We start from the raw sequence: 21,090 nt of genomic DNA on the forward strand, positions 1-21,090 counted from the left end.
CTGGCCCGATGTCCGCCACCGTGCGCGGCCTCCACTAGCAGGACGGACGGTCCGGCGCCAGAGGGCCTCCCCAACTCGGCCCTGGACGGATGACGTTCAGGTGAAAGTGGGCATGCCAGGAATCCCGGTCCGGCATGCTGTGCCGCGTGACCCTGTGGATGGAGGCTGAAACCGTGAGCGCGAACCTGCCGGAGACCGTCGCCGAGGGGGCGGTGGTCCTGCCGGCACCTCCTCGGGTGGTGAGCGACCTGGCCCGTGACCTGACCCAGGCTGCCGCCGCCGTCCGGGCGGTGTCGCGGAGCGGCCGTGCCGCCGGCGGGGACGTCGCGGTCGCCGCCTACACCGCCGTGGTGTGCACCGGGCGTTCGGCCGCGCACGCCCTGGAGGAGGCCGCCGCCTGGTGCCGGCAGGCCCCGGAGGCCGAGGTGCACTCGCTCGCCTGGGCGCGGGTGCCGGGGCACCGGCACGACGTCTTCGAGTACCGCGTCACCATGGCCGTGAGCTTCCCCGACGACGAGACCGGGGAGCACCTCGGGGACACCCACCACTCCCGCCGGTGAGGCCGTATCATCACCTGCATGGGTGATCGGGGTACGAACGAGATGGCCGGCGCGGCCGGGGGCGAATCCGCCAACAGGGCTGCGGCAGGGGCGACTTCGGATGCCGGCGAGCACGTCGACGAGCACGGTGACGACGGCCCGCGCGAAATCTCGCGGGCCGCCGCCGTCGGTGCCACCGTGCTGGCGATCGTCTGCGGCTGCGCGGCGATGCTGGCCGCGCTCCACTGGTTGGGCTGGACCGTCCCGGGCATCGGCTGGATCGTCGCCAAGGTCGGGATCAAGCTGTCCGTGGGCGGCTTCCTCGCCCTGGCCGTGGCCGCCGAGCACCTGCGCGGCAAGCTCCGGCCGAAGTCCCGCTCCTGACCGGTCCGGTCAGGCCGGTCAGGCCGGTCGGGCCGGCCGGGCCGGCCGGACCCAGTGCCCCGGGGCTCAACCGGCCTGTGGCGCCGGGCAGGTGAGGTCGTGCTCGGGCGCCCGGCCATCCAGCAGGTAGTGCTCGACGGTGGCCGTGACGCAGGGGTCGGAGCCCGGGTACTGGCCGTGGTTGCCGTTGCTGGTGACCGTCACCAGCCTGGAGCCGCGCAGCGCCCGGTGCGCGCCGAGCGCCGCCTCGTAGTACGTCGCCGGGTCGTGCAGGGAGTTGAGCATCAGCACCGGCGGCAGGTGGGCGCCGGTGACCTTGACCTCGGGCGCCGGGGCGGTCGGCCAGAGCGCGCAGACCGAGCTGAACGCGAGCGTGCGGGCACCGATCAGTGGGTAGCGCGCGGTGTTCTCCGCCCCGCGCTCGATCCAGGTGTCCAGGTCCTTCGTCCACGGGGTGTCGCCGCAGGTCACCGAGAAGTACTCGGCGAGGAACTCCGGGCTGAGGTACTGGCCGAACAGTCGGCGGGCGGTCTCCTTGGCGGCCGGATCGGCCTGCTGCCAGTCGTCCAGCGCGGTCAGCCCGCTCGCCAGGAGCGGAAAGGCCTTCTCGCTGTAGATCGCGTTGATCGTGCCGTTGTCCAGCTGGTTGGGGCCGAGCGTCAACGACCCGTCGGTGATCGGTCGGTCGTGCAGGGCAGCGCGCCGCTGCTCCCAGTGCGCGCCGACCTCCGCCGGGGTCGAGCCCCAGTGGTAGGTGGCGTCCCGGGCGGCCATCCAGGGCAGGAAGTCCTCCTCGAAGCGGCGCTGGAAGCTCATCGGCTGGCCCAGTTCGAACTGCTCCCAGGTGCCGTCGAAGCCGATGTTGCTGTCCAGCACCATCCGCTCGACCCGGTGCGGGAAGAGCGTTCCGTAGTAGGCGCCGATCATGGTGGCGTAGGAGGCACCGTAGTAGCTGATCTTCTTCTCGCCGAGCAGCGAGCGGTAGAGGTCCATGTCGTGGGCGGTCTGCTCGGTGGTCAGGTAGGGCAGCAGGTCGCCGCTGTTCTTCTCGCAACCCTCGACCAGCTTGCGGGAGTTGGCGACGACCCGGTCGACCGCCTCCGGGGACCGGTCGCGGTAGTCCCCGGCCAGGAACTCCTGGAACTCCTCCGGGGTCTGGCACGCGACGCGGGTGCTGCGGCCGACGCCGCGCTGGTCGAAGCTGACGATGTCGTACGCGGCGGCCACCGCGGGGGCGCCCTGGGCGAGGTCCATCGGCCGCAGCAGGCCCTGCCCGCCCGGGCCGCCGGCCGTCTCCATCAGTGCGCCCTTGCGGTGGGCCGGGTCGGTGGCGCGGTGCCGGGAGACGGCGATGCCCAGGTCGGCGCCGACACCGGGGTGGTGCCAGTCGCGCGGGACGGCCATGGTGGCGCATTCCAGGGCCGGTTGCCCCGCGCAGGGCTGCCAGTCGAGCGCCTGCCGGGCGTAGCGGGCGGGGGCGCGGTCGGCGTCCCCCGGGTTGCGGCCGGAGTCGGCGTTCGCGGTGGCAGGCAGGGCGAGGCCGGCGAGGAGCGCGGCGGCGAGGGCGGCGGCCGCGCGGCGGCCGTGGGATGCGGTGGTGTTCACGGGAACGATCATGGCCCGCCGGGTGGCTGACGCACGATGAAGCAGAACACCGTCCTCGGGGTGGTGCTGGATACACCCCTGGGCGGGCGTATTCAGCACCACGGGCCCCGACGAGGCTGTCTTTGGTGGGCGGTTTCAGTAGGCGGCGGTGAACCGGGCGCGCCGGTGCACCGGCTGCTCGGCCTCGTCCAGCAGTGCGACGGCGAGGTCCTCCATGGAGATCGCCGAGTTGCCGTCGGCGTCGACCAGCAGCTCGTCCCGGCCGAGCCGGAACCGGCCGGTGCGCACCCCGGGTTCGAGCAGGGCGGCCGGGCTGAGGTACGTCCAGTCGACCTCCCCGTCCGCGCGGTAGAGGTCCAGCTGCTCGCCGCAGGCCAGGGCGATCGGCCGGATCTCCGGCGGGAAGCCGGGCGACTCCACCAGGATCGTGCCGTCGGTGCCCGGCACGGTGAGGCTGCCGGCCCCGCCGACGGCGAGCAGGCGCACGCCGGTTCCGGCCAGGCCGGCCAGCAGGCCCCGGGTGGTGGCGGCCAGTTCGTGCTCGCGGCCGGGCGCCGGGCGGGTGGCGGCGACCACCAGGTCCTGGCCGGCGGCGATCCGGGCGACGTCGGCGGGCTGGTCGGCGTCGCCGACGGCGAGCGTGACGGTGGCCGGCAGGCCGTGCGGCTTGGCGGGGTTGCGGACGACGGCCGTCACCTCGTGGCCGCGGGCGAGCGCCTCGGCCACGACCCGTCGGCCGACGTTGCCGGTGGCGCCGAACACGGTGATGCGCATGAAGGTTTCTCCTCGGTTCCTCTGAACGGGACTGCGATGGGGCACGGGCGGTGCGGGGTGTGTGCTGTGGGGTGCGGGGGGTGTGGGGTACGGGTTGCGGCGTGTGTGCTGTGGGGGTCAGGCCTTCTCGGGCACCGGGTCCGAGCGGAGGTCCGTCCCTGAGCCGGCGGCCGTCGGGGTGGCCCGGCGGGGCCGCTGGGTCTGGGCGACGATCAGCGAGCCGAGTACGACCAGCGCCCCGAGCGCCTGCAGCGGGCTCAGGTCCTGTCCGAGCGCCAGCCAGCCGGCCAGGGTGGCGACCACCGGGCTGAGCAGGGAGAGGAAGGACAGCGAGGTCGGCGGCAGCGAGCGCAGCCCGCGGAACCAGACGGCGTAGGTGAGGGCCGCGCCGATCAGGCAGAGGTAGGCGTAGCCGAGCAGGTTGTCGGCGGTGTAGTGGGTGGGCGGGGCGCCCTCGGTCAGCAGGGTGGCCGGCACCAACAGCAGGCCGCCGGCGGTGAGTTGCCAGCCGGTGGTGGCGAGCAGCGGCGCGGGGGAGACCCAGCGCTTGGAGAGCACGACGCCGAAGGCCATCACCACCGCACCGCCGAGCGCGGCGGCCACCCCGGCCGCGTCCAGCCGGGCGCCGGCGCGCAGCACCAGCAGGCTGACGCCCGCCACGCCGGCGATGCCGGAGAGCATCGTGCGCAGGGTGAGCCGGTCGCCGAGCAGGGCCGCCGAGAGCCCGGCGGTGACCAGCGGCTGGACGGCGCCGACGGTGGCCGCGATCCCGCCCGGGAGGCGGTAGGCGGCGATGAACAGCAGGGCCTGGAAGGCGCCGATGTTGAGGGCGCCGAGGACGAGTGCGCGCCACCACCAGCCGCCCTTCGGCAGGGTGCGGGTGAGGGCGACCAGCAGCAGTCCGGCCGGCAGGCAGCGGATGACGGCGGCGAGGAGCGGGCGGTGCGGCGGGAGCAGTTCGGTGGTGACGAGGTAGGTCGTCCCCCAGACCGCGGGGGCGAGGGCCGTCGTCAGCAGGACGGCGAGGCGATTGCTTAGCACTAAGCCAATATATCTCAGCGCTAAGGCATTCTTCGGCGGATCCCATCGGTGATGTGGCTCACAGTTACCTCATCGCTAAGGGATCTAGTGGGCATCTACCCTGAACCCGTGGCAGATCATCTCGACCGCGTCGTCGCGCAGTGGGGCGCCGAGCGCCCCGACCTGGACGTCTCCCCGATGGAGGTGTTCGGCCGGCTCAAGCGGCTCTACCGCCTGGTCGACGCCGAACTCAACCGCACCTTCGCCGAACACGGCCTGGACGCGCCCTCCTTCGACGTCCTCGCCACCCTCAAACGCAGCGGCCCGCCCTACCGCCTCACCCCCACCGGCCTGATGCAGTCCGCCATGGTCACCTCCGGCGCCATCACCCAGCGCCTCGACCGCCTGGAAGCCCGGGGCCTGGTCACCCGCACCCGCAGCGACCACGACCGGCGCAGCCGCGACGTCGAACTCACCCCCGAGGGCCACGCCCTGATCGACCGCGCCCTCCCCGACCACGTCGCCAACGAGCACCGCATGCTGGCCGGGCTCGACGAGGCCCGCCGGGCCGCGCTCGTCGACGCCATGCGCGCGCTGCTCGCCGACCTCGGGGACGACCCGGCCGGCTGACCGGCCCGGCTGACCGGCTGACCGGCCGTTAATCGATTGCCGGGGCCGGCCGTCCCCGTCTTGGATGGCGGCCATGGACCACCCCCTCTGGACCGCACTCGCCGCCGACGTCCGTCGCAGGGTCGACGAACACCTCGCCGTGCGGCGCTACGTCCACGCGATGAAGGCGATCCGCGACGCGTCGCCGGAGCCCGTGCCCGGCATCCGCGCGTGCAACGACCTGATCGCCGACCGGATGACGGAACTCGGTCTGCCGCTGTACGGGCCGGCCTCCTCGGCGAGCCCGGTGCCGGGCCCTCCGGCGGCCACACCGGCAGCGGACCTTCGGGCGGCGGACCTTCCGCCGGGCCCTTCGGCGACGGGTGCTACGAGTCGAACCACACCGTGAGCCGCACGTGGTCCGGCCCGTGCAGGTCCTCGGGCAGGCCCCGGTCGGGGGCGAGCGGTCGGAAGCCCGCGAGGTTGCGGACCCCGAAGAGGCAGCCGAACTCGTCGTAGTTCCGGCCGCAGTACAGCGCGTAGAGGTCCATCGCCACGCTCCACGCGGTGTCCTCGCCGCCCTCGTCCACAGGTGCGCCGTGCGTGCAGCGGTACTCGATGAAGCCGTGGATGTCCGTTCCCATTCCCCGGATCCTCGCAGTGCGCCGGGCCCGGGGCGAGGCGTTTTCCCGGCGTGGGGCGGTGGTCAGGGGGGCTACTCCGGCCTGACCGCGACCGCCTTGAAGAAGGTGTAGTGGAAGGTCCCGCCCGGTTCTGCCGCCCGGCGCAGGTCGGCGATGCCGCGGTCGAAGGCCTCCGGGGTGGTCAGCCCGGCGGCCAGGGCCTCCGCCCGGACGGCCTCGACCATCGGGACGAAGGTCCGCCGGGTGAAGCCCTCCACCAGGCCCGGGCGGCTGTTGTCCGCGTAGACCGTCCGCGGGCGGACCGTCACATCCGCGAACCCGGCCGCCGTGAGCAGCGGGTGCAGCCGGCGCCCCACCAGGGCGTCGCCGCCCGCCCCGGCCTGGAGCCGGACCAGGTGGTCGACGGTGCGGCGGGCCGCCGGGGTCTCCGGGTGGAAGAAGGCCGAGCCGTGGTCGCCCTCGATCACCGTGATCGTCCCGCCAGGCCGCAGCACCCGCCGCAGCGCGGTCAGTCCGGCCGTCGGGTCGGGCAGGTGCTCCAGCACGAAGCACAGGAAGACGTGGTCGAACGCGCCGTCCGGGAAGGGCAGTCGGTGCAGGTCGCCGTGGTGCCAGGTGACCTGGGCCGCCGGCGCCACGGTGGCGATCCGGGCCCGGGCCAGGGCCAGCGACCGGGCCGAGATGTCCGCCGCCGTGAGCAGCACGCCCGGGCTGGCGGCGAGCAGGTGCGCCGTCTGCGCACCCACCCCGCAGCCCGCCTCCAGCACCCGGCTGCCCGCTGGGTAGGCGGTGCCCGAGTGCAGCAACTCGGCGAGGGTGTCGGCCTGGTCGCCGAGGCGCTGCGCCTCGGTGTCGGAGTAGCCGTGGACGTACGGGGCGGCGGGGAACAGGGTCGTTTCGGTGGTCATGGCTCAACCCTCGCGTCAGTATGGACCGGTGAACAGGTCCAAAGCCGCCGGGAACGACAGGTCCAAAGAGGCCGGACCGGCCGGGGAGGCCGGGGAGACCGGTGTCGACTTCCTCCAGCTCGATGCCGCCGAGGCCCCGCCCGGCGGCCTCACCGACTGGCTGGCCCGCCGGTTGCGCGAGGCCGTCGCCGACGGGCGGCTGCCCGCCGGCACCCGACTGCCCGCCAGCCGGGTGCTCGCGGCGGAACTCGGGGTCTCCCGGGGCGTGGTGACGGACGCCTACCGGCGGCTCGCCGAGGCGGGGCAGGTCGCCGGGCGGGGCCGGGGCGGTACGGTCGTGGTCGCCCTCGCGCCCGCCGCGGTCCCCGCCGCTCCGCCGGCCCGCCCGGCACCCGCGCTGTTCCGCGACGATCCCGACCCCGAGGTCTTCGACCAGCTGCGCGCCACCCCCGCCCGGATCGACCTCACCCCCGGCGTGCCCGACCTCGCCGCCTTCCCCCGCGCCGCCTGGCTGCGGGCCGAACGGGCCGTCCTCGACGGCCTCGCCGCAGCCGACCTCGGCTACGGGGACGTCCGCGGCACCCCCGCCCTGCGGCAGGCCGTCGCCCACTGGCTCGCCCGCAACCGGGGCATCCGCGCCGACCCGGAGGAGGTGCTCGTGGTCGCCGGGACGGCCCAGGCACTCGCGCTGCTCGGCCGGGCCCTCGGTCGGGCGGGCATCACCGAGGTCGCCGTGGAGGATCCGGGCTCGCTCGGGGCCCGCCAGCACCTCGCCCACTGGCTCGCCGCCACCCCGCCCGTCCCGGTCGACGCCGAGGGCATCCGGGTCGACGCGCTGCGCGCCACCGGCGCCCCCGCCGTACTGCTCACCCCGGCCCACCAGTACCCGACCGGCGTCGTCCTCGGCGGCGACCGGCGCCGCGAACTCCTGCGCTGGGCGGACGAGGGCGGCCTGGTCATCGAGGACGACTACGACGCCGAGCACCGTTACGACCGCCCGCCCGTCCCCGCGCTGCGGGCCGAACTGCCCGGCCGGGTCTGCTACGCGGGCAGCACCTCCAAACTGCTCGCCCCGGCGCTGCGCACCGGCTGGCTGCTGGTTCCGCCGCCGCTGCGTGCGGCCGTGCTCGACGCCAAGCGCTTCGCCGACCTCGGCAACCCGGTGCTGCCCCAACTGGTGCTCGCCCGGCTGATGGAGTCCGGTGAACTGGAGCGCCACCTCCGGCTGTTGCGCCGCCGCCACCGCCGCCGCCGGGACGCGATGATCGCCGCCATCCGCACCCACCTCCCCACCGCGACCGTGCACGGCGCGGCCGCCGGGCTGCACCTGATGCTCACCCTGCCGGAGCATCTCGGCTGCAGTGACGTGGAGTTGGCCACCGCCGCGCTCGCCCGCGGCGTCAAGGTGCAGCCCCTGTCCTGGCACGCCCGCCTGCCGTACCCGCCCGGCCTGGTCCTCGGCTACGCGGCCGTCCCACCGGGCGACCTCGCCGAAGGCATCGCCGTCCTGGGGGAGTTGGTCCGCCGGGCCGGAACCGGCGGCGGCGCTCCAGATGCCCGCCCGGCTCCCGCATGAGCGAATCAACCACCATGGGCGCGACAGAACCCACTGCTCCGGACCAAGCCGACGTCCTGGCCAGGACGGCACGGAACCTGGCCGCGCCCGCCTGTCACCTGCACCGCCACACCGCGCGTGGGCCCGTCGCCGACGCGGCGGGCCCGACGGTCGCCGACAGCGGCCTCGCCGACGGCGCCTTCGACATCGTCGTCCCGGCCCGCTTCCATGACTGCGGCCAGTTCGTCGGGCACGCCGTCCGAGGCCCGCGCTCGCGGCTGGGGGCCATCGGGGGCTTCGCGTCCCCGGGAGGTTCAGCCGCTCACCCGCCACCAGGGGTCGGCCTCAGCGCGGTCCACCTCGGCCTCGTACCGAGCGGCCTCGAAGGTGTACTCCGGCGGGCGGCCCGCGTCGGTCGGCAGTTCCCACGCCGACCAGACCACGACGTCGCCGATCCGCTGCACGACGGCGGACAGGTGCCCGCAGCAGCCGCCGGTGCAGTCCGGCTCGCCCAGCCTCACCCGGCGGGGCCAGGCGCTCGCCCGCAGCGGGCTCGGTCGGCTCCCGGGGAAGAGGACCGGGAGCGGCAGGCCGCGGCCCCAGGGGCCGATCGACCCGGCGACGAGGTCCTCCGCGTTGACCAGGAACCGCGCCTGGTCGCCGAGGCCGTGCTGCCGCGCCGACAGGATCTCCAGGTGATCGAACATGCGAGCACACTAAGGGCTGTCCCACAGTGATCGACGCGTCCTGGACGGTCGCGCTGGGTGCGGGGTTGTACGGGCTGCCGGAGGGCGGGTTCCTGGATACGCTGGCGGACCGGATGCCGTTGCTGACTCTGGAGGGACGGATGGCCCCGTTACGGCGGATCGCCCGGTGGACGTCGGTGCTGCTGGTGGTGGCGGCCGCGCTCGGCCCGGTTCCGGCCGGGTCGGTGACGCGTGGTGGCGGGCTTCCCGGTGAGAGGAACCTGGCGATGACCGAACCGCAGCAGGACTCGCGGCAGCTCGCGGGCCGGCGCATCGTGCTCTCCTACCCCGGGCCGACCCCGCCGCCCGGGGTGCTGCGGGCGATCCGGGAGGGCCGGGCGGCCGGGGTGATCCTGTTCGGTGAGAACGTCACCGGTCCGGAGCAACTGGCCGAGGCGGTGGCCGCGTTGAAGCAGGCCGCGGCCGAGGCCCCGCAGGCGCGCCCGCTGCTGCTGATGACCGACCAGGAGGGCGGCAAGGTGCGCCGGCTGCCCGGGGCGCCGGAGCTCTCCGCCCGCCGCACCGGGACGGCCCCGGATCCGCTCGCCGCCGCCGTGGACTCCGGCGTCGGCGCCGCCGGAACGCTCGGCGACGCCGGGTTGAACGTCAACCTCGCCCCGGTGCTCGACGTCTACGACACCCCGGGCAACTTCATCGACCGCCACGAGCGCTCCTACGGCCAGGACCCGGCCGCGGTGGGCGAGTTGGGCAGTGCCTTCCTCGCCGCCCAGCAGAGCCGGGGCGTGGCGGCCACCGCCAAGCACTTCCCCGGCCTGGGTGCGGCGGCCCGCGACGAGAACACCGACGCCCGCCCCGTCACCCTCCCCGTCCCGCTGGACCGGCTGCGCTCCCGCGACGAGGCCCCGTACCGGGCCGCCATCGCCGCGGGGGTGCGCCTGGTGATGGCCTCCTGGGCGGTCTACCCGGCGCTGGACCCGGACCGTCCGGCGGGGTTGTCGCCCACCGTGGTCCAGGGCGAGCTCCGCGAGCGCCTGGGCTTCGACGGCGTGACCGTCACCGACGCCCTGGAGGCCGACGCCCTCACCCCGTACGGTCCGACCGGCCCGCGGGCCGTCGCCGCCGCGGCGGCCGGGATGGACCTGATCCTCTGCTCCGCCCGCGACCCCCAGCAGGGCGAGGACGCCACCACCGCCCTGGCGGCGGCCCTGGACTCCGGTGGCCTCGACCGTGCCGCCTTCACGGAGGCCGTCGCCCGGGTGGACGCGCTGCGGGAGGGCCTCGGCTGAGGGCGGCCCGGGCGGCGGGGCCGAGCAGGAGGGCCAACGGTTCATCCCTGGTTCAACGGGCCGATGCCCGGCGAGGTGCTGGGGTTCGCCCTGCCGCATGGGAACACGCCATCGTAGGCGTGCTTTCGGCCGGAGGCATCGGTTCGAAGGGGAAGTGGCGCTTGGGGGTTTGAATCGCATGGCAGAGTTGCCGTCAAGGCACACATGAAATGTCACATGTGCCATGACGCATTGCTCGATCCCCGTCCCACGAGTTCATTCCTCACACCCTCCGAAGGAGGAGCCATGAACCGCATCACCCGCGTCACCCGGATCGCGGCGGGCGCGGCCGGTGTCGTCGCGCTGCTGGGCGCGCCGCTGCCGGCGGTTGCCGCCGGGCAGGAGTCCGCCACCGTCACCACCTGCGGGCGCTCCGGCCTGCAGGCCGGACTGTCCACCAGGGTCTGCGCGGACGTCACCGGTGACGCCGTCGTGCTGTACGGCCTGATCGGGCTGGCCGGGCCGCCCTCGCCGGGAACGCCGTGGCCGCCGGCGCCGCAGGAGCTGGTCACCCGGCTGTCGGCCGACCTGGCCGGCGTCGGCCCGCTCGGCGCGGTGGCCGGGCGTACCGAGTTCAAGGTCAGCACGGTCAGGGTGGACGGAGTCGGCGCCACCGTGTCCTGCGGGTCGCTCGTGCACGCCTCCTTCTCGGTGGAGGGGAGCTTGCGCGGACCGGCCCCGGTCACCCTGGAACTGCCTGTAGTCTGCTGACGGCTCGTCATTCGGACTGCCGGGCCCGGGAGTTGGCAGCCTCCCGGGCCCGGCTCCGCGCCGTCCCGGCCCGGCCGTCGATGTGGGAGCGGTCACCTTCCACTGTGACGACTTGAAGAAATCTTCATCCGTAGCGATGATGCCTACCGGCCGCGGTACGGACCCCGCCCGGCCGTGGCGACCGGCCGACCGGACGACCACCGAGCCGGATCCGAGGAAGGGAACGGGCCATGCCGGTCCCGCTGTACCAGGCCAAGGCGGAGTTCTTCCGCACCCTCGGCCACCCCGTCCGGATCCGGGTCCTGGAACTGCTCCAGGACGGTCCCCGCCCGGTGCGCGAGCTGCTGGCGGAGATCGAGATCGAACCGTCCAACCTCTCCCAGCAGCTCGCGGTGCTGCGCCGCACCCAGCTGGTCACGGCCACCCGCGAGGGCAACACGGTGGTGTACGCGCTCAGCACCCCGGACGTCGCCGAGCTGCTGAGCGCGGCGCGGCGGATCCTGACCGAGCTGATCACCGACCAGGGCGCGTTGCTCACCGAGCTGCGCGCCGCCGGAAGCCGGTCGCCCCGCTGAGCCGGTAGCAGTGCGCAGCCCGTGCACACCCCCCTAGCCGGGGCTTCGCGCCCACGCCGGGCGACCGTGACCGTGACCGACCCGAGGAGAGCAGCCCCATGGGCGACAGTGCCGACAGCACCAGCGAGGAGAAGCGCCGCCGCAAGGCGATGCTGATCCGCGCCGGCATCTACATCTTCGCCACCCACCTGTTCGCGGGCTTCGTCCTGCTGCTGTTCGCGCTCGGCGACCGCAAGTAGCGGCCGGGCCGCCCGCGACGCCCGTCAGCGAGCCCGGTCGCCCGGCACCAGGTAGCGGTCGCTGGTGCTGGTCCAGGCCTGGACACCGGCGACCAGTTCCCGGGTGCCGTCCAGGTACCAGCGCCCCGCCGGGTGGCGGCGGGCCAGGTCGCGGCGCAGCCGCTCGTTCTCCCGGTGCAGGGCGCTGACCCGGGTGCGCACCGCCCGGACGGCTCGGCTGCGGGTGCAGCCGCGGACCCGCTGGAGGGTGAGGACGGTGTTGAACGCGGCGGCGCTCTGCCGTTCCTCCCGCTCCAGCGAGTAGAGGTCGTTGATCAGCGTCGCGGCGTCGGCGGTGTTGGCGCGCAGGCGGTGCAGTGCGGGTTCCGCGTGCAGGGCGGCGGGGGCGTCGGCGCCGTGGACCCGTTCCAGTATGTTCATGAACGGGTAGACGCAGCTGCCGTGGCGGCGCAGCCGCATGGTGTCGGCCAGGCCGAGGGCGGGGACGGTGCCGCGGGCGCGGTGCTCGGCCTCGGCGGGGAAGGTGGCCAGGCAGGCGCGCCACTCGCGGGCCGCCCGGGCGCGCCAGGCGGGGGAGGTGGACCGGCGCTGGCGTTCCCACAGTTCCTGCCAGGCGGTGAGGAGCAGGTCGCCCGGTGCCGCCGGGCGGGCGTCGCCGTCGAGGGCGGAGATCAGCGGGTCGACCAGCGCGTGGGCCTCGGCGGGCCGGCGCCCGGGCGGGCCGTCGAAGCGGTCGTCCAGGACGGTGAACCAGCCCAGCATGTCCACCAGCAGGTCCAGTTCGGTGCCCCGGGCGCGGGGGAAGGCGTGGCCGATCAGCTCGTGCAGGGCGTAGGCCCGGTAGTCGGGGAGTTCGGTGGGGGCGAGCAGGCCGTGGCGGACCGCCCAGTCGGCGTGCCGGTCGGCGGCGGCGCGCAGTTCGGCGGGCGGCCGGGGGAGGGGTACGGCGGCGGGCGCGCCGGGGCGGGGTGTGGTGCCGGTGAGCGGACAGCCGCCGGAGTGCGGCCGGTCGGGGGCGGTCCCGGCCGGTGCGAGGCCCGCGGGGACGACGGCGCCCGCAGGCACGGCCCGCCCCGCCGGAGCGGAGGCGGAGGCCGCCGCGGAGGCGGAGGCGCCCGCACTCGGCGCGGCGGAGCCGCGCGGCGCCAGCCGGACCCGCAGGCCGTGGGCCTGGACGGTGGTCCACACCACCTCCCGGGCCCGCGCCCCCGGCACCGCCACCGGCCGCCAGCGGCGCAGGATCGCGGCGGCCGCGACGGTCAGCTCGGCCCAGGCGAAGGCCTCGCCGATGCACTTGTGCTTGCCCGCCCCGAAGGGCAGGAAGGACGGCCGCCCGAGCCCGCCGCCGTCCTGCCAGCGCTCGGGCCGGAAGCTCGACGGATCGTCGTAGCGCAGCGGGTCGCGGTGCAGCGCGGTGAGGCTGTACAGCAGCTCCGTCCCGGCCGGGATCCGGTACGGGCCGAGATCGACGGGCACCCGGGCGGTGCGCATCAGGAAGGCGTTGGGGGCGTGCAGCCGCACCACCTCCTGGGTGACGCTGCGGGTGTACGTGAGCCGGGCGAGCGCCTCGGGCGTGGGGGTGGTCCCGGCGGGCAGGTGCTCGTCCAGTTCGGCCAGCACCCGGGCCTCGACCTCGGGGTGGCGCAGGAGTTCGTCGAGCAGCCAGGTGAGCGTGGTGGAGACGGTCTCGGTGCCGGCGCCGAACATGGTGATGGCCTCGGAGCGGACGTCGGCCTCGGTGAGCGGACGGCCGGTGGCCGGGTCGGTGGCGGCGCGCAGCAGGGCCGGCAGGGTGCCGCGCTGGTTCGGACGGGCCGTTCCGGGGCGGCCGTTGACGGCCTGGTCGACCACCCGGTTGAGCACCCGGACGGCGGCGTCGAAGCGCCGGTTGACGGGCAGCGGGAGCCGGGCGAGGGCCGGGTGGGGGTAGAGGGACTGGACGATCTGGCCCTTCACCAGGTCGGGCAGCGCCCGGTGGAAGGCGAGGGTGGCGTCCTCGCTGAGCCGGGCGTCGAACAGCGAGCGGGTCACGATCTCCAGCGCGAGGTGGTTCATCTCCTTGGCCACGTCGAGGACTTGGCCGGGGCGCCAGCGGCCGGCCCGCTCCTCGGTGACCTGGTGCATCACGGCCAGGTAGCCGGCCATCCGGTCGGGGCCGAAGGCGGGCTGGATGATCCGGCGGCGGTCGCGGTGCGCCTGCCCCTCGGACATCAGCAGGCCGTCGCCGAAGGCGGTCTTGAGGGTGTCCTGGACGGCGCCGCGCGGGCAGTCGTGGGCGAGGGCGACGAGCAGGGTGTGGACCAGCCGGGCGTCGGTCACCACGCAGACGGTGCGGGGCCCGAGCCGGATGCGGACCACGCCGCCGTGGCGGGCCAGTGAGCCGAGGAAGCCGAGCGGGTCGCGCAGCAGGGCGGCCGCGTGGCCGAGTCCGGGCAGGGCGCCGGGGGCGAGCGGGGGGACGGCGGCTCGGGGTGCGGGTGCGGGGGGCGGCGTGGTTCTCGGGGGGACGATCCGTTTCCGTGTCTCTGCCAGCAGGGCGTTGGTCGGCAGGGTCATGACACTTCCTCTCACCAGAGAGGCCGGTGCGGGCGGTACCGGGGGAAGGCACCGGCCGGCCGGCCGGGTGGCGGGGGCCGTCGAGCGCGGACCCCGCGTGCGCCCGGGGCAGAGGGCGCACGCCATGGGAAACGCGCCGGTCCGACGGGCGTTGCGCCGAACGCGCCCGGATCACTCCAACGGACGAGCATCGTGCCGGCCTCGCGCCCGTGCCTCCGTCGGGTCGGCCGCCCGGCCCGCCTGTCGGCCCCAGGCCGGCTCACTCCCACTGCCCTGACCTGCACCGATGCCATCTTCCCGGCGGCCCGTACGGGTCCCGACGGGAGGGTCTTTGGACCCTCGCCGCACGGCCGCGGGAGGGCCAGCATGGTGGGCGGAGAAGGAGGAATCCGATGACCCGTCTGCGCCACCGGCCCGCCGGCTGCCCGGGCGCCCGTTCGTCTGCCGCGCCGCCCCCGAGGGCGGCCGAGCTCTCCCGGCCCGCCGCCCCCGGGGGCTCCACCGCCGCTACGGCGGGCACTACGGCCTGATAACGCCGGTAGTGGACGGCGGTCGCGGGGCAGGAATGCCCCGTACCGCACCGCCCGCCTGTACCGCACTGCCCGCCTGTACCGCACCGCCCCGTCGGACCGCACCGCCCGCCGGGCTCCACGACCCTCCAGACTCCACCAATTCCACGACAGGGGAACGGGACCATGGACTGCGATGACGAGGTCATGCTGACCGTCCGGATCACGGCCGCCGAGCGGGCGCTGCTGCGGGACCTCGCGCGCGGCCACGGCGGCGACGTCTCCGGCGTCGCGGTCGACGGGCTGCTGGAGGTCATCCCCTCGCTGCACGACGACGGTTCGGTGCTGCCGCTGCTGCGGGTCCTGGCCCGGCCCGCGCCCTGTGCGGTCACCCTCTGGCTGCCTGCGCCGGTCGCGGACCTGCTGCCGCTGCTCGGCGAGCGGCTGGTGCGTACCGGCGGGCCGTCGGCGGGCCCGGCCAGTGCCGCGCTCTCCGCCGCGCTGCGGGTGTGGCTCGCCGGGGACCGGGCGGTGCTCGCCGCCGGGCTGGCCCGGTTGCGCGGCGGCCGCGGTGCGGCGGGGGCGGTGAGTGGTCCGATGGTCGCTGATCCGGTGGTCGCTGATTCGGCGGTCTCCGGTCCGGGGCTCGGCGGCTCGGCCCGGGTGGAGGTCGCGGCCTGACGGTCGGCGCGGGGGCCGGGGTGAGGGCTGGAGTGAGCCAAGTGACGGATCGTCATGTCCCGTATGGCGATGGCATGTCCGAGGCGGAAACTTCGCTGTCCTGGGCGCTGGTCGACGCCCGGCGGGAGGTCTAGCATTCGACACGGCCGCCGGGGCGCAGGCTCCGGGGGTTCCGGCCGGGTGGCCGCCACCACCCCTGTGCCGGGGAGCGCGTACCCCCCGAGTGCGCTCCCCGGCACCTTGCCGCCCGGGCGGCTGGGCCCCACCCCGCCCTGCCGCGCCCCGCCCTGCCGCGCGTTGCCTCGCCTCGTCTCGCCGCGTCTTGCCCCGGCTCGAACGGGCCCGGGAATTTCGCAAGAGGTTTCTGTTATTCCCCGCCGCCCCACCCGCTCTCCCTCGTGTCGGAAGGTTCGGGCCCCTCACCACGGGGCCCGGACCGTCGCACGAGGAAAGGAACGCGATGGGACACCGGAGCAGCGAACTCCGTCGGCGCAGGCGCCGCAGGCTCACCCGCAGGAGCGCCCTGGCCGCCGTGGCGGTCGCGGCCGCACTGGTCGTGGGCACCCTGGGCCTGCGCACCGCGCTGGAGCCCGGGGCGATGCGCAGCACCGTCACGGCGGCGGACGCGCCGCTCGACGCGGTCGCGGACGACGGTGGCCCGGGGGAGACCGGCACCGCCGAGGGCGCCACCAGGGCGCCCGCCCCGAAGCGGGACGAGAAGGCCGCTCCGCCCAAGGCGATACCCAAGGACCAGCCCGACCGCGGGCTGGTCTACGCGGGGTTGAACCTGCCGACCGGTGACCGCTGCGGCAACATGCTGGAGGTCACCGGCAGCGCCCAGTGCAGCCACGGCCCGGACGCGCCGCCCAAGGACGTGGACATCCACAAGGACGTTCCGCCGGTCGCCGCCCCGGCCGCCCGGGTGCCCGAGCTGACCCCGCCCACCGGATCCCAACCCCCCTCCGCCGCTGACCTGTTGAAGGGCGGCGCCCCTGTCCTGGACGCCGCCCGGAAGGCGCTGCTCAGCGAGGCCGGCCAGGGCTCCGCCGGGCAGGACGCCGCCGCCCCGCCCGCCGCCGCCCCGGCCGCCGGATCGGGCCTGGTCTGCGAGGGTGACGGCAGCAGCGGCAACCGCGTCCAGGTGGTGTACGTGCACACCCCCGGCAACGACCGGTTCGCCCAGTACCTGTCCTCCTTCAAGAAGTGGGCGGCGGACGTCGACGTCATCTACAACGCCAGCGCCGCCGAGACCGGCGGTGTGCGGCACGTCCGCTTCGTCACCGAACCCGACTGCACGGCCTCGGTGTTGAACGTGCAGATCGCCGACTCCGAGATCCAGGACTTCAACGCGAGCAACCGCGCCCTGGCCGCGCAGGGGTTCAACCGCAAGGACCGCAAGTACATGATGTTCACCGACGCCAAGGTGTACTGCGGGATCGGTACCTTCGCCGGTGACGAGCGCCCGGGCCAGGACAACCTCAGCAACTTCGGCCCCTCGTACGGCCGGACCGACTCCGGCTGCTGGAGCGGGAGCACCGCCGCGCACGAACTCGGCCACAACCTGGGCGCGGTGAACAACAGTGCACCCAACTCCAGCAAGGCCGGTCACTGCACGGACGAGTGGGACATCATGTGCTACTCGGATGCCCCGTACTACCCGCAGATGCGGATCGCCTGCGCGGACCGCGCGCATGACGACCGGCTCGACTGCAACCACGACGACTACTACAACACCTCGCCGGCGCCCGGCAGTTACCTGGCCACGCACTGGAACGTCGCGAACAACCGCTTCCTCATCGCGGGCAACGGCGGCGGGACCGGTCCGAACCCCACCCCGACTCCGACCCCGACTCCGACCCAGACCGCTGGCCCGACCCCCACGGGAACGCCCACCCGCACGCCCTCGCCGTCCCCGACGCCCACCGGCGGCCCCACCGCCACGCCCACCGGCTCCCCGTCGCCGACCAGGACCCCGGCCCCGGGCGGCACCGGCCCCGATGTGACGACTAGTCAGATCACCCAGAACTCGGTCATGCTGAGCTGGAACGCGGTTCCCGCCGCCGCCGGCTACGACGTCCAGCTGAACGGCGAGACCATCGGCACCGTCCGCTCGACCGTGGTCGGCGTGGTCCGGCTGGCGCCCGGCACCGGCTACACCGTGGCCGTCGCCGTCCGCGACGCCGCCGGAACGGTCGGCAAGCCCGGCCGCGCGGCGAACTTCCGCACCCTCGCCGACGCCGGCCGCCCGCAGCCCGGCACCCGCTACAGCATGGTCAACGGCCTCACCGGCCAGGCCGCCGACCTGTGGGGCAGCTCGATGAACGACGGCACCGTGGCGATCGGCTACCAGCGCACCGGCTACGCCAACCAGAAGTGGCAGTTCGAGGACGCCGGCAACGGCGCACTGCGGATCAAGTCCGCGCGCTCGGGCAAGTGCCTGCAGCTCGGCGGCACCCCGGTGGCCGGACAGTACGTGGCGCAGCAGCCGTGCTCCGACGCCGCCGCCCAGAAGTGGCAACTCGCCGCCACCGACGGCGGGTTCACCCTCACCGCCGACGGGACCGGCCTGGTGCTCGGGCTCAGCGACCGTTGGTACTACGGTGGTTGGCTGCTGGAGTTGCAGCAGCCGAACGGCCGGCCGTACCAGGACTGGTCGCTGCTGAAGACCTCGTAGCCGGTACGACCGCACGATCCCGCACCACCACCCCGTACCACTGTGTACGACCCCGCACCACGGGTGCGACCGCCATCACCGGATGGCGGTCGCACCCGGCGCCGCCGCTCCACGAACCCTCACCCCACCCGCCGAGGACCGCCCGCCATGCGAACCCGCACCCGCCCGCTGCTCGCCTCCCTAGCCCTCGCCGCCGTCACCGTCCTGCCCACCGCCGCACCCGCCGCCGCCCACGGTGACACCGTCCACCTGGATGTGACCGGTCAGCAGGACGGCCGGATCAGCACCGTCGCCACCTGGGAGAACGACCACGACCCGGTCACCGAGGAGTTCGCCGGCACGCTCTCCGCGACCGCCGCCGACGGCCGGACCGTCGGCCCCTGGCGACTGGTCGCCGTGCCGGGCCGCCCGGGCACCTACACCACCCGGGAGCTGCTGCCCGCCGGGCACTGGAAGATCTCCGTCGACTGCGCCTTCCCCTCGCTGGGCCACGGCGAGCGGGAACTCGACGTCGAGCCGGCGGCGATCAGCGACCCGGCACTGCTGGACGCGGCCGCCTCTGCCTCCCCGGCCTCCACGTCTGCCAACGCCTCGGCCTCCGCCTCCGCCAGCTCCTCCGCCTCCGCCGCGTCCGGCGCCACGCCCACCGCGGGCCCGACCGTGCTGGCCGCCGCGGCCACCACCGCCGGGCCCGCCCACGAGAGCACCGACGACGCCACCACCTGGGCCGCCATCGGCACCGCCGCCGCGGCCGTGCTGCTGGTCGGCACCGGCTTCTGGCTGCGCGGACGCGCCCGCCGCTGACGGACCGGAGCGCGGCGCCGCCCCGGCCGGCCGTCGGCGACCCGTGATCCATGCCGCACGGCAAACCGGGAACCTTGTGGCGCACGAGGCACGTCTGAGCGATCACCGGGCGTCACCGGACGCCCGGCCGATCGCAAGGGAGCATCCGCGTATGAGGAAGGTCCTGATCACCGGCGGTGCCGGCTTCATCGGCAGCACGGTGGCCTCGGTCCTGTTGGACCGGGGCATCACCCCGGTCGTCCTGGACGACCTGTCCAAGGGCCGCGCCGAGTTCGTGGAGAACCGCGTCTTCTACCAGGGCGACATCGCCGACGCCGCCCTGCTGGACCGGATCTTCACCGAACACCCGGACATCGACGCGACCGTGCACTGCGCGGCCAGGATCGTCGTCCCGGAGTCGGTGGCCAAGCCGCTGTTCTACTACCGGGAGAACGTCGCCAAGACCGTCGAACTGCTCGACGGCCTCCAGCGCCACGGCTGCACCCGGGTGGTGTTCAGCAGCTCCGCCTCGATCTACGCGCCCACCCCGGACGGCCGGGTCGACGAGGACTCCGCGCTCGAGGCGAACAGCCCGTACGCCCGCACCAAGCTGATGATGGAGCAGGTGCTCCAGGACTGGACCCGGGGCGAGGGCGCCGAGCGGCAGCGGGTCATCACCCTGCGGTACTTCAACCCGGTCGGCGCCGACTCCCGGCTGCGCACCGGTCTGCAGAACCTCAACCCCAGCCACGCCCTGGGCAAGCTGATCGAGGCCCACACCGAGGGCACCCCGTTCACCGTCACCGGCGTCGACTGGCCGACCCGGGACGGCTCCGGCATCCGCGACTACGTCCACGTCCAGGACCTGGCCGAGGCCCACGTCGCGGCACTGCTCCGGTTCGACGAGGTGATCGCCCCCGATGCGGCCGACCGCTTCCGGGCGATCAACGTCGGGACGGGCGAGGGCACCACCGTCCGCGAGCTGGTCGCTGCCTTCGAACAGGCCGTCGGCACCGAGCTGGACGTGCGCGAGGCCGGCCCGCGCCCGGGCGACGTGATCGGCTGCTACGCCTCCGTCGACGCCGCCCGCGAACTGCTCGACTGGACGCCGCGGCGCACCCTCGCCGAGGGCGTCGCCGACGCGCTCGCCTGGCGCGCCAAGTGGGCCGCCCAGCTCGGCGTGAGCTGACCGGCCGTCACCGCTGCTTCACGGCCTCGCCTGACTTCGCCCAGTTGTCGTGCAGGCGGTCCAGGTAGGACTGCGCCTGCGGGCCGATCTTGACGCCCCGGGCGAAGGCGAGCATGTTGCCCGCCCCGGCGTTGTAGCCGAGGGCGAGCAGCTCGTCCTTGTTCAGTGGGGCGCTCACCTTGGCGGGGAGCTGTTCGGCGAGGTCGTGGAGGTGCCAGGCGGCTGCCTGGACGGCCAGGTTGCGGTCGTCCGGCAGCTCCTCCCAGCGGCGGGAGGCGAACGGGCGGCCCGGCTTGGTGTCGTCGAAGGCGGCCCGGTGCATGTTGGCGATGCCGAAGGCGGCGTCCGGCTTGTTGCGCTGCCAGGCCCGCTCGAAGTCGGGGTCGTGCGGCTTGTACGCCTCGTTGTAGAGGATCGCCATCAGCAGCTGGGGGTTGACCCCGGCCTCGGCCGCGTACTGGCGCACCGGCGCCGCGTAGTCGGCGGGCTCGTAGGGGCCGGAGGGCTTCGACGGGGCCGCCGACGGCCCGCCGGATCCGGCCGACGACGGGGCGGCGGCGGACGACGAGGACGAGGACGAGGGCGTCGCCGAAGCGGCCCCGGGTTCGTGGCCACCGCTGCGGACGATGCCCCACCCGGCCGCCGCCAGCACGCCGATCACGATCCAGCGCCCCCAGCGCGGACCCTTCTGCTCCTCGCTCACCGCCGTCGACCCTCCCCGTTCGCCCGTCATCCAGTTCGACCGCCGTACGGCCGCTCGCGCCCCGCGGGAGGCCCGGCCGGTGCTACTCGGCGGACTTCGCGTCGCCGTCGAGGTTGCGCAGGAAGTCCTTCGCCTTCTCGACACCGGTGTCGATCTGCCCGCTGTACTTGCCGTCCGTGCGGTCGTCGATCACGTCGCCGACCTTCTCCAGGCCCTGCCCGAGCACGTCGCTGTGCTCGCGGGCGAGGTCGGTGGCCTTGTCCGCGATGTTCTTAAGACTTTCAAACATGGTGACGCTCTACTCCTCTTGTGCGTTCCTGTTGGTGTGCCGACGTGGCGGGGATCATGGTCATCCTAACGAGGGGCGGCCGGGCGGCCCGCCGCTGCGGAACGGCGGCGA

The 21,090-nt window shown here is 74.6% G+C and carries 22 protein-coding genes; 13 read left to right on the plus strand and 9 right to left on the minus strand.

Features of this window, described 5'->3' with window-relative positions:
• The first annotated feature begins 173 nt into the window (after positions 1-173).
• Positions 174-560, plus strand: coding sequence for a hypothetical protein (locus ACZ4W5_RS11460; RefSeq protein ID WP_360240452.1), 387 nt, complete (start codon positions 174-176; stop codon positions 558-560).
• Between the two features lie 18 nt (positions 561-578).
• A complete protein-coding gene (locus ACZ4W5_RS11465; RefSeq protein WP_465653985.1) occupies positions 579-923 on the plus strand; it encodes a hypothetical protein in 345 nt (114 codons plus the stop codon).
• Positions 924-989: 66 nt separating this feature from the next.
• Here the strand turns inward: ACZ4W5_RS11465 and ACZ4W5_RS11470 are convergent, their stop codons facing one another.
• The 3 genes from ACZ4W5_RS11470 to ACZ4W5_RS11480 form a co-directional block, all read right to left on the minus strand.
• Positions 990-2,528, minus strand: a complete 1,539-nt coding sequence (locus tag ACZ4W5_RS11470) for an alpha/beta hydrolase (RefSeq protein ID WP_465653986.1) — start codon at positions 2,526-2,528, stop codon at positions 990-992.
• A 135-nt stretch (positions 2,529-2,663) separates the two neighbouring features.
• Entirely contained in the window at positions 2,664-3,302 is a 639-nt protein-coding gene (locus ACZ4W5_RS11475; protein WP_465653987.1) for an NAD(P)-dependent oxidoreductase, read from the minus strand.
• 117 nt (positions 3,303-3,419) lie between these two features.
• Positions 3,420-4,343 carry an EamA family transporter gene (locus tag ACZ4W5_RS11480; RefSeq protein WP_465653988.1) on the minus strand — a complete coding sequence of 308 codons (924 nt, stop codon included), beginning with the start codon at positions 4,341-4,343 and terminating at the stop codon, positions 3,420-3,422.
• A gap of 108 nt (positions 4,344-4,451) precedes the next feature.
• Between ACZ4W5_RS11480 and ACZ4W5_RS11485 the strand changes: the two genes are divergently transcribed.
• Both ACZ4W5_RS11485 and ACZ4W5_RS11490 read left to right on the plus strand, forming a co-directional pair.
• The gene (locus ACZ4W5_RS11485) at positions 4,452-4,952 is read left to right on the plus strand and encodes a MarR family winged helix-turn-helix transcriptional regulator (RefSeq protein WP_465653989.1); all 501 of its coding nucleotides are present in this window, start codon (positions 4,452-4,454) and stop codon (positions 4,950-4,952) included.
• A gap of 73 nt (positions 4,953-5,025) precedes the next feature.
• Positions 5,026-5,340, plus strand: coding sequence for a hypothetical protein (locus tag ACZ4W5_RS11490; RefSeq protein WP_465653990.1), 315 nt, complete (start codon positions 5,026-5,028; stop codon positions 5,338-5,340).
• Here the strand turns inward: ACZ4W5_RS11490 and ACZ4W5_RS11495 are convergent.
• Together ACZ4W5_RS11495 and ACZ4W5_RS11500 are read right to left on the minus strand one after the other, a co-directional pair.
• On the minus strand, positions 5,318-5,575 hold the full coding sequence (locus tag ACZ4W5_RS11495; RefSeq protein WP_465653991.1) for a hypothetical protein: 258 nt from the start codon (positions 5,573-5,575) through the stop codon (positions 5,318-5,320). The two genes, ACZ4W5_RS11490 and ACZ4W5_RS11495, sit on opposite strands and share 23 nt — an antisense overlap.
• Before the next feature lie 71 nt (positions 5,576-5,646).
• On the minus strand, positions 5,647-6,483 hold the full coding sequence (locus ACZ4W5_RS11500) for a methyltransferase domain-containing protein (protein WP_465653992.1): 837 nt from the start codon (positions 6,481-6,483) through the stop codon (positions 5,647-5,649).
• A 28-nt stretch (positions 6,484-6,511) separates the two neighbouring features.
• Between ACZ4W5_RS11500 and pdxR the strand changes: the two genes are divergently transcribed.
• Entirely contained in the window at positions 6,512-8,059 is a 1,548-nt protein-coding gene (gene pdxR / locus ACZ4W5_RS11505; RefSeq protein ID WP_465653993.1) for a MocR-like pyridoxine biosynthesis transcription factor PdxR, read from the plus strand.
• A 293-nt stretch (positions 8,060-8,352) separates the two neighbouring features.
• Here pdxR and ACZ4W5_RS11510 read toward each other — a convergent pair whose 3' ends face one another.
• A complete protein-coding gene (locus tag ACZ4W5_RS11510) occupies positions 8,353-8,745 on the minus strand; it encodes a hypothetical protein (protein ID WP_465653994.1) in 393 nt (130 codons plus the stop codon).
• A gap of 26 nt (positions 8,746-8,771) precedes the next feature.
• Here ACZ4W5_RS11510 and ACZ4W5_RS11515 point away from each other — a divergent pair, with 26 nt between their 5' ends.
• The 4 genes from ACZ4W5_RS11515 (at position 8,772) to ACZ4W5_RS11530 (ending at position 11,595) form a co-directional block, all read left to right on the plus strand.
• Positions 8,772-10,031 (plus strand): glycoside hydrolase family 3 N-terminal domain-containing protein, encoded by a 1,260-nt coding sequence (locus ACZ4W5_RS11515; protein WP_465653995.1) that lies wholly within the window; start codon positions 8,772-8,774, stop codon positions 10,029-10,031.
• Positions 10,032-10,316: 285 nt separating this feature from the next.
• The gene (locus ACZ4W5_RS11520) at positions 10,317-10,781 is read left to right on the plus strand and encodes a hypothetical protein (protein WP_465653996.1); all 465 of its coding nucleotides are present in this window, start codon (positions 10,317-10,319) and stop codon (positions 10,779-10,781) included.
• Between the two features lie 230 nt (positions 10,782-11,011).
• Positions 11,012-11,356, plus strand: a complete 345-nt coding sequence (locus ACZ4W5_RS11525) for an ArsR/SmtB family transcription factor (RefSeq protein WP_360240416.1) — start codon at positions 11,012-11,014, stop codon at positions 11,354-11,356.
• Positions 11,357-11,454: 98 nt separating this feature from the next.
• Complete coding sequence (locus ACZ4W5_RS11530) at positions 11,455-11,595, plus strand: DUF6126 family protein (RefSeq protein WP_360240413.1); 141 nt, start codon at positions 11,455-11,457, stop codon at positions 11,593-11,595.
• A gap of 24 nt (positions 11,596-11,619) precedes the next feature.
• Here ACZ4W5_RS11530 and ACZ4W5_RS11535 read toward each other — a convergent pair whose 3' ends face one another.
• Positions 11,620-14,151, minus strand: a complete 2,532-nt coding sequence (locus ACZ4W5_RS11535) for a cytochrome P450 (protein ID WP_465653997.1) — start codon at positions 14,149-14,151, stop codon at positions 11,620-11,622.
• 695 nt (positions 14,152-14,846) lie between these two features.
• Between ACZ4W5_RS11535 and ACZ4W5_RS11540 the strand changes: the two genes are divergently transcribed.
• The 4 genes from ACZ4W5_RS11540 (at position 14,847) to galE (ending at position 19,987) form a co-directional block, all read left to right on the plus strand.
• Positions 14,847-15,341: a hypothetical protein gene (locus ACZ4W5_RS11540; RefSeq protein ID WP_465653998.1), complete on the plus strand. Its 495-nt coding sequence runs from the start codon at positions 14,847-14,849 to the stop codon at positions 15,339-15,341.
• A gap of 460 nt (positions 15,342-15,801) precedes the next feature.
• Positions 15,802-18,015 (plus strand): RICIN domain-containing protein, encoded by a 2,214-nt coding sequence (locus ACZ4W5_RS11545; protein ID WP_465653999.1) that lies wholly within the window; start codon positions 15,802-15,804, stop codon positions 18,013-18,015.
• 147 nt (positions 18,016-18,162) lie between these two features.
• Complete coding sequence (locus tag ACZ4W5_RS11550; RefSeq protein ID WP_465654000.1) at positions 18,163-18,819, plus strand: hypothetical protein; 657 nt, start codon at positions 18,163-18,165, stop codon at positions 18,817-18,819.
• Positions 18,820-18,970: 151 nt separating this feature from the next.
• The gene (gene galE, locus ACZ4W5_RS11555; RefSeq protein WP_465654001.1) at positions 18,971-19,987 is read left to right on the plus strand and encodes a UDP-glucose 4-epimerase GalE; all 1,017 of its coding nucleotides are present in this window, start codon (positions 18,971-18,973) and stop codon (positions 19,985-19,987) included.
• Positions 19,988-19,994: 7 nt separating this feature from the next.
• Here galE and ACZ4W5_RS11560 read toward each other — a convergent pair whose 3' ends face one another.
• Together ACZ4W5_RS11560 and ACZ4W5_RS11565 are read right to left on the minus strand one after the other, a co-directional pair.
• The gene (locus ACZ4W5_RS11560; RefSeq protein WP_465654002.1) at positions 19,995-20,690 is read right to left on the minus strand and encodes a lytic transglycosylase domain-containing protein; all 696 of its coding nucleotides are present in this window, start codon (positions 20,688-20,690) and stop codon (positions 19,995-19,997) included.
• An 82-nt stretch (positions 20,691-20,772) separates the two neighbouring features.
• The gene (locus ACZ4W5_RS11565; protein WP_360240392.1) at positions 20,773-20,979 is read right to left on the minus strand and encodes an antitoxin; all 207 of its coding nucleotides are present in this window, start codon (positions 20,977-20,979) and stop codon (positions 20,773-20,775) included.
• Positions 20,980-21,090: the final 111 nt, after the last annotated feature.

It is taken from the genome of Kitasatospora sp. NPDC029367 (genome assembly GCF_055569135.1).

Excerpts from the sequence above, each read along its gene's own strand:
- ACZ4W5_RS11465 (WP_465653985.1), top strand. The coding sequence starts at position 579 with ATGGGTGATCGGGGTACGAACGAGATGGCCGGCGCGGCCGGGGGCGAA.
- ACZ4W5_RS11475 (WP_465653987.1), bottom strand. The coding sequence starts at position 3,302 with ATGCGCATCACCGTGTTCGGCGCCACCGGCAACGTCGGCCGACGGGTC.
- ACZ4W5_RS11490 (WP_465653990.1), top strand. The coding sequence starts at position 5,026 with ATGGACCACCCCCTCTGGACCGCACTCGCCGCCGACGTCCGTCGCAGG.
- ACZ4W5_RS11495 (WP_465653991.1), bottom strand. The coding sequence starts at position 5,575 with ATGGGAACGGACATCCACGGCTTCATCGAGTACCGCTGCACGCACGGC.
- ACZ4W5_RS11500 (WP_465653992.1), bottom strand. The coding sequence starts at position 6,483 with ATGACCACCGAAACGACCCTGTTCCCCGCCGCCCCGTACGTCCACGGC.
- ACZ4W5_RS11510 (WP_465653994.1), bottom strand. The coding sequence starts at position 8,745 with ATGTTCGATCACCTGGAGATCCTGTCGGCGCGGCAGCACGGCCTCGGC.
- ACZ4W5_RS11520 (WP_465653996.1), top strand. The coding sequence starts at position 10,317 with ATGAACCGCATCACCCGCGTCACCCGGATCGCGGCGGGCGCGGCCGGT.
- ACZ4W5_RS11525 (WP_360240416.1), top strand. The coding sequence starts at position 11,012 with ATGCCGGTCCCGCTGTACCAGGCCAAGGCGGAGTTCTTCCGCACCCTC.
- ACZ4W5_RS11530 (WP_360240413.1), top strand. The coding sequence starts at position 11,455 with ATGGGCGACAGTGCCGACAGCACCAGCGAGGAGAAGCGCCGCCGCAAG.
- ACZ4W5_RS11535 (WP_465653997.1), bottom strand. The coding sequence starts at position 14,151 with ATGACCCTGCCGACCAACGCCCTGCTGGCAGAGACACGGAAACGGATC.
- ACZ4W5_RS11540 (WP_465653998.1), top strand. The coding sequence starts at position 14,847 with ATGGACTGCGATGACGAGGTCATGCTGACCGTCCGGATCACGGCCGCC.
- ACZ4W5_RS11545 (WP_465653999.1), top strand. The coding sequence starts at position 15,802 with ATGGGACACCGGAGCAGCGAACTCCGTCGGCGCAGGCGCCGCAGGCTC.
- ACZ4W5_RS11550 (WP_465654000.1), top strand. The coding sequence starts at position 18,163 with ATGCGAACCCGCACCCGCCCGCTGCTCGCCTCCCTAGCCCTCGCCGCC.
- galE (WP_465654001.1), top strand. The coding sequence starts at position 18,971 with ATGAGGAAGGTCCTGATCACCGGCGGTGCCGGCTTCATCGGCAGCACG.
- ACZ4W5_RS11565 (WP_360240392.1), bottom strand. The coding sequence starts at position 20,979 with ATGTTTGAAAGTCTTAAGAACATCGCGGACAAGGCCACCGACCTCGCC.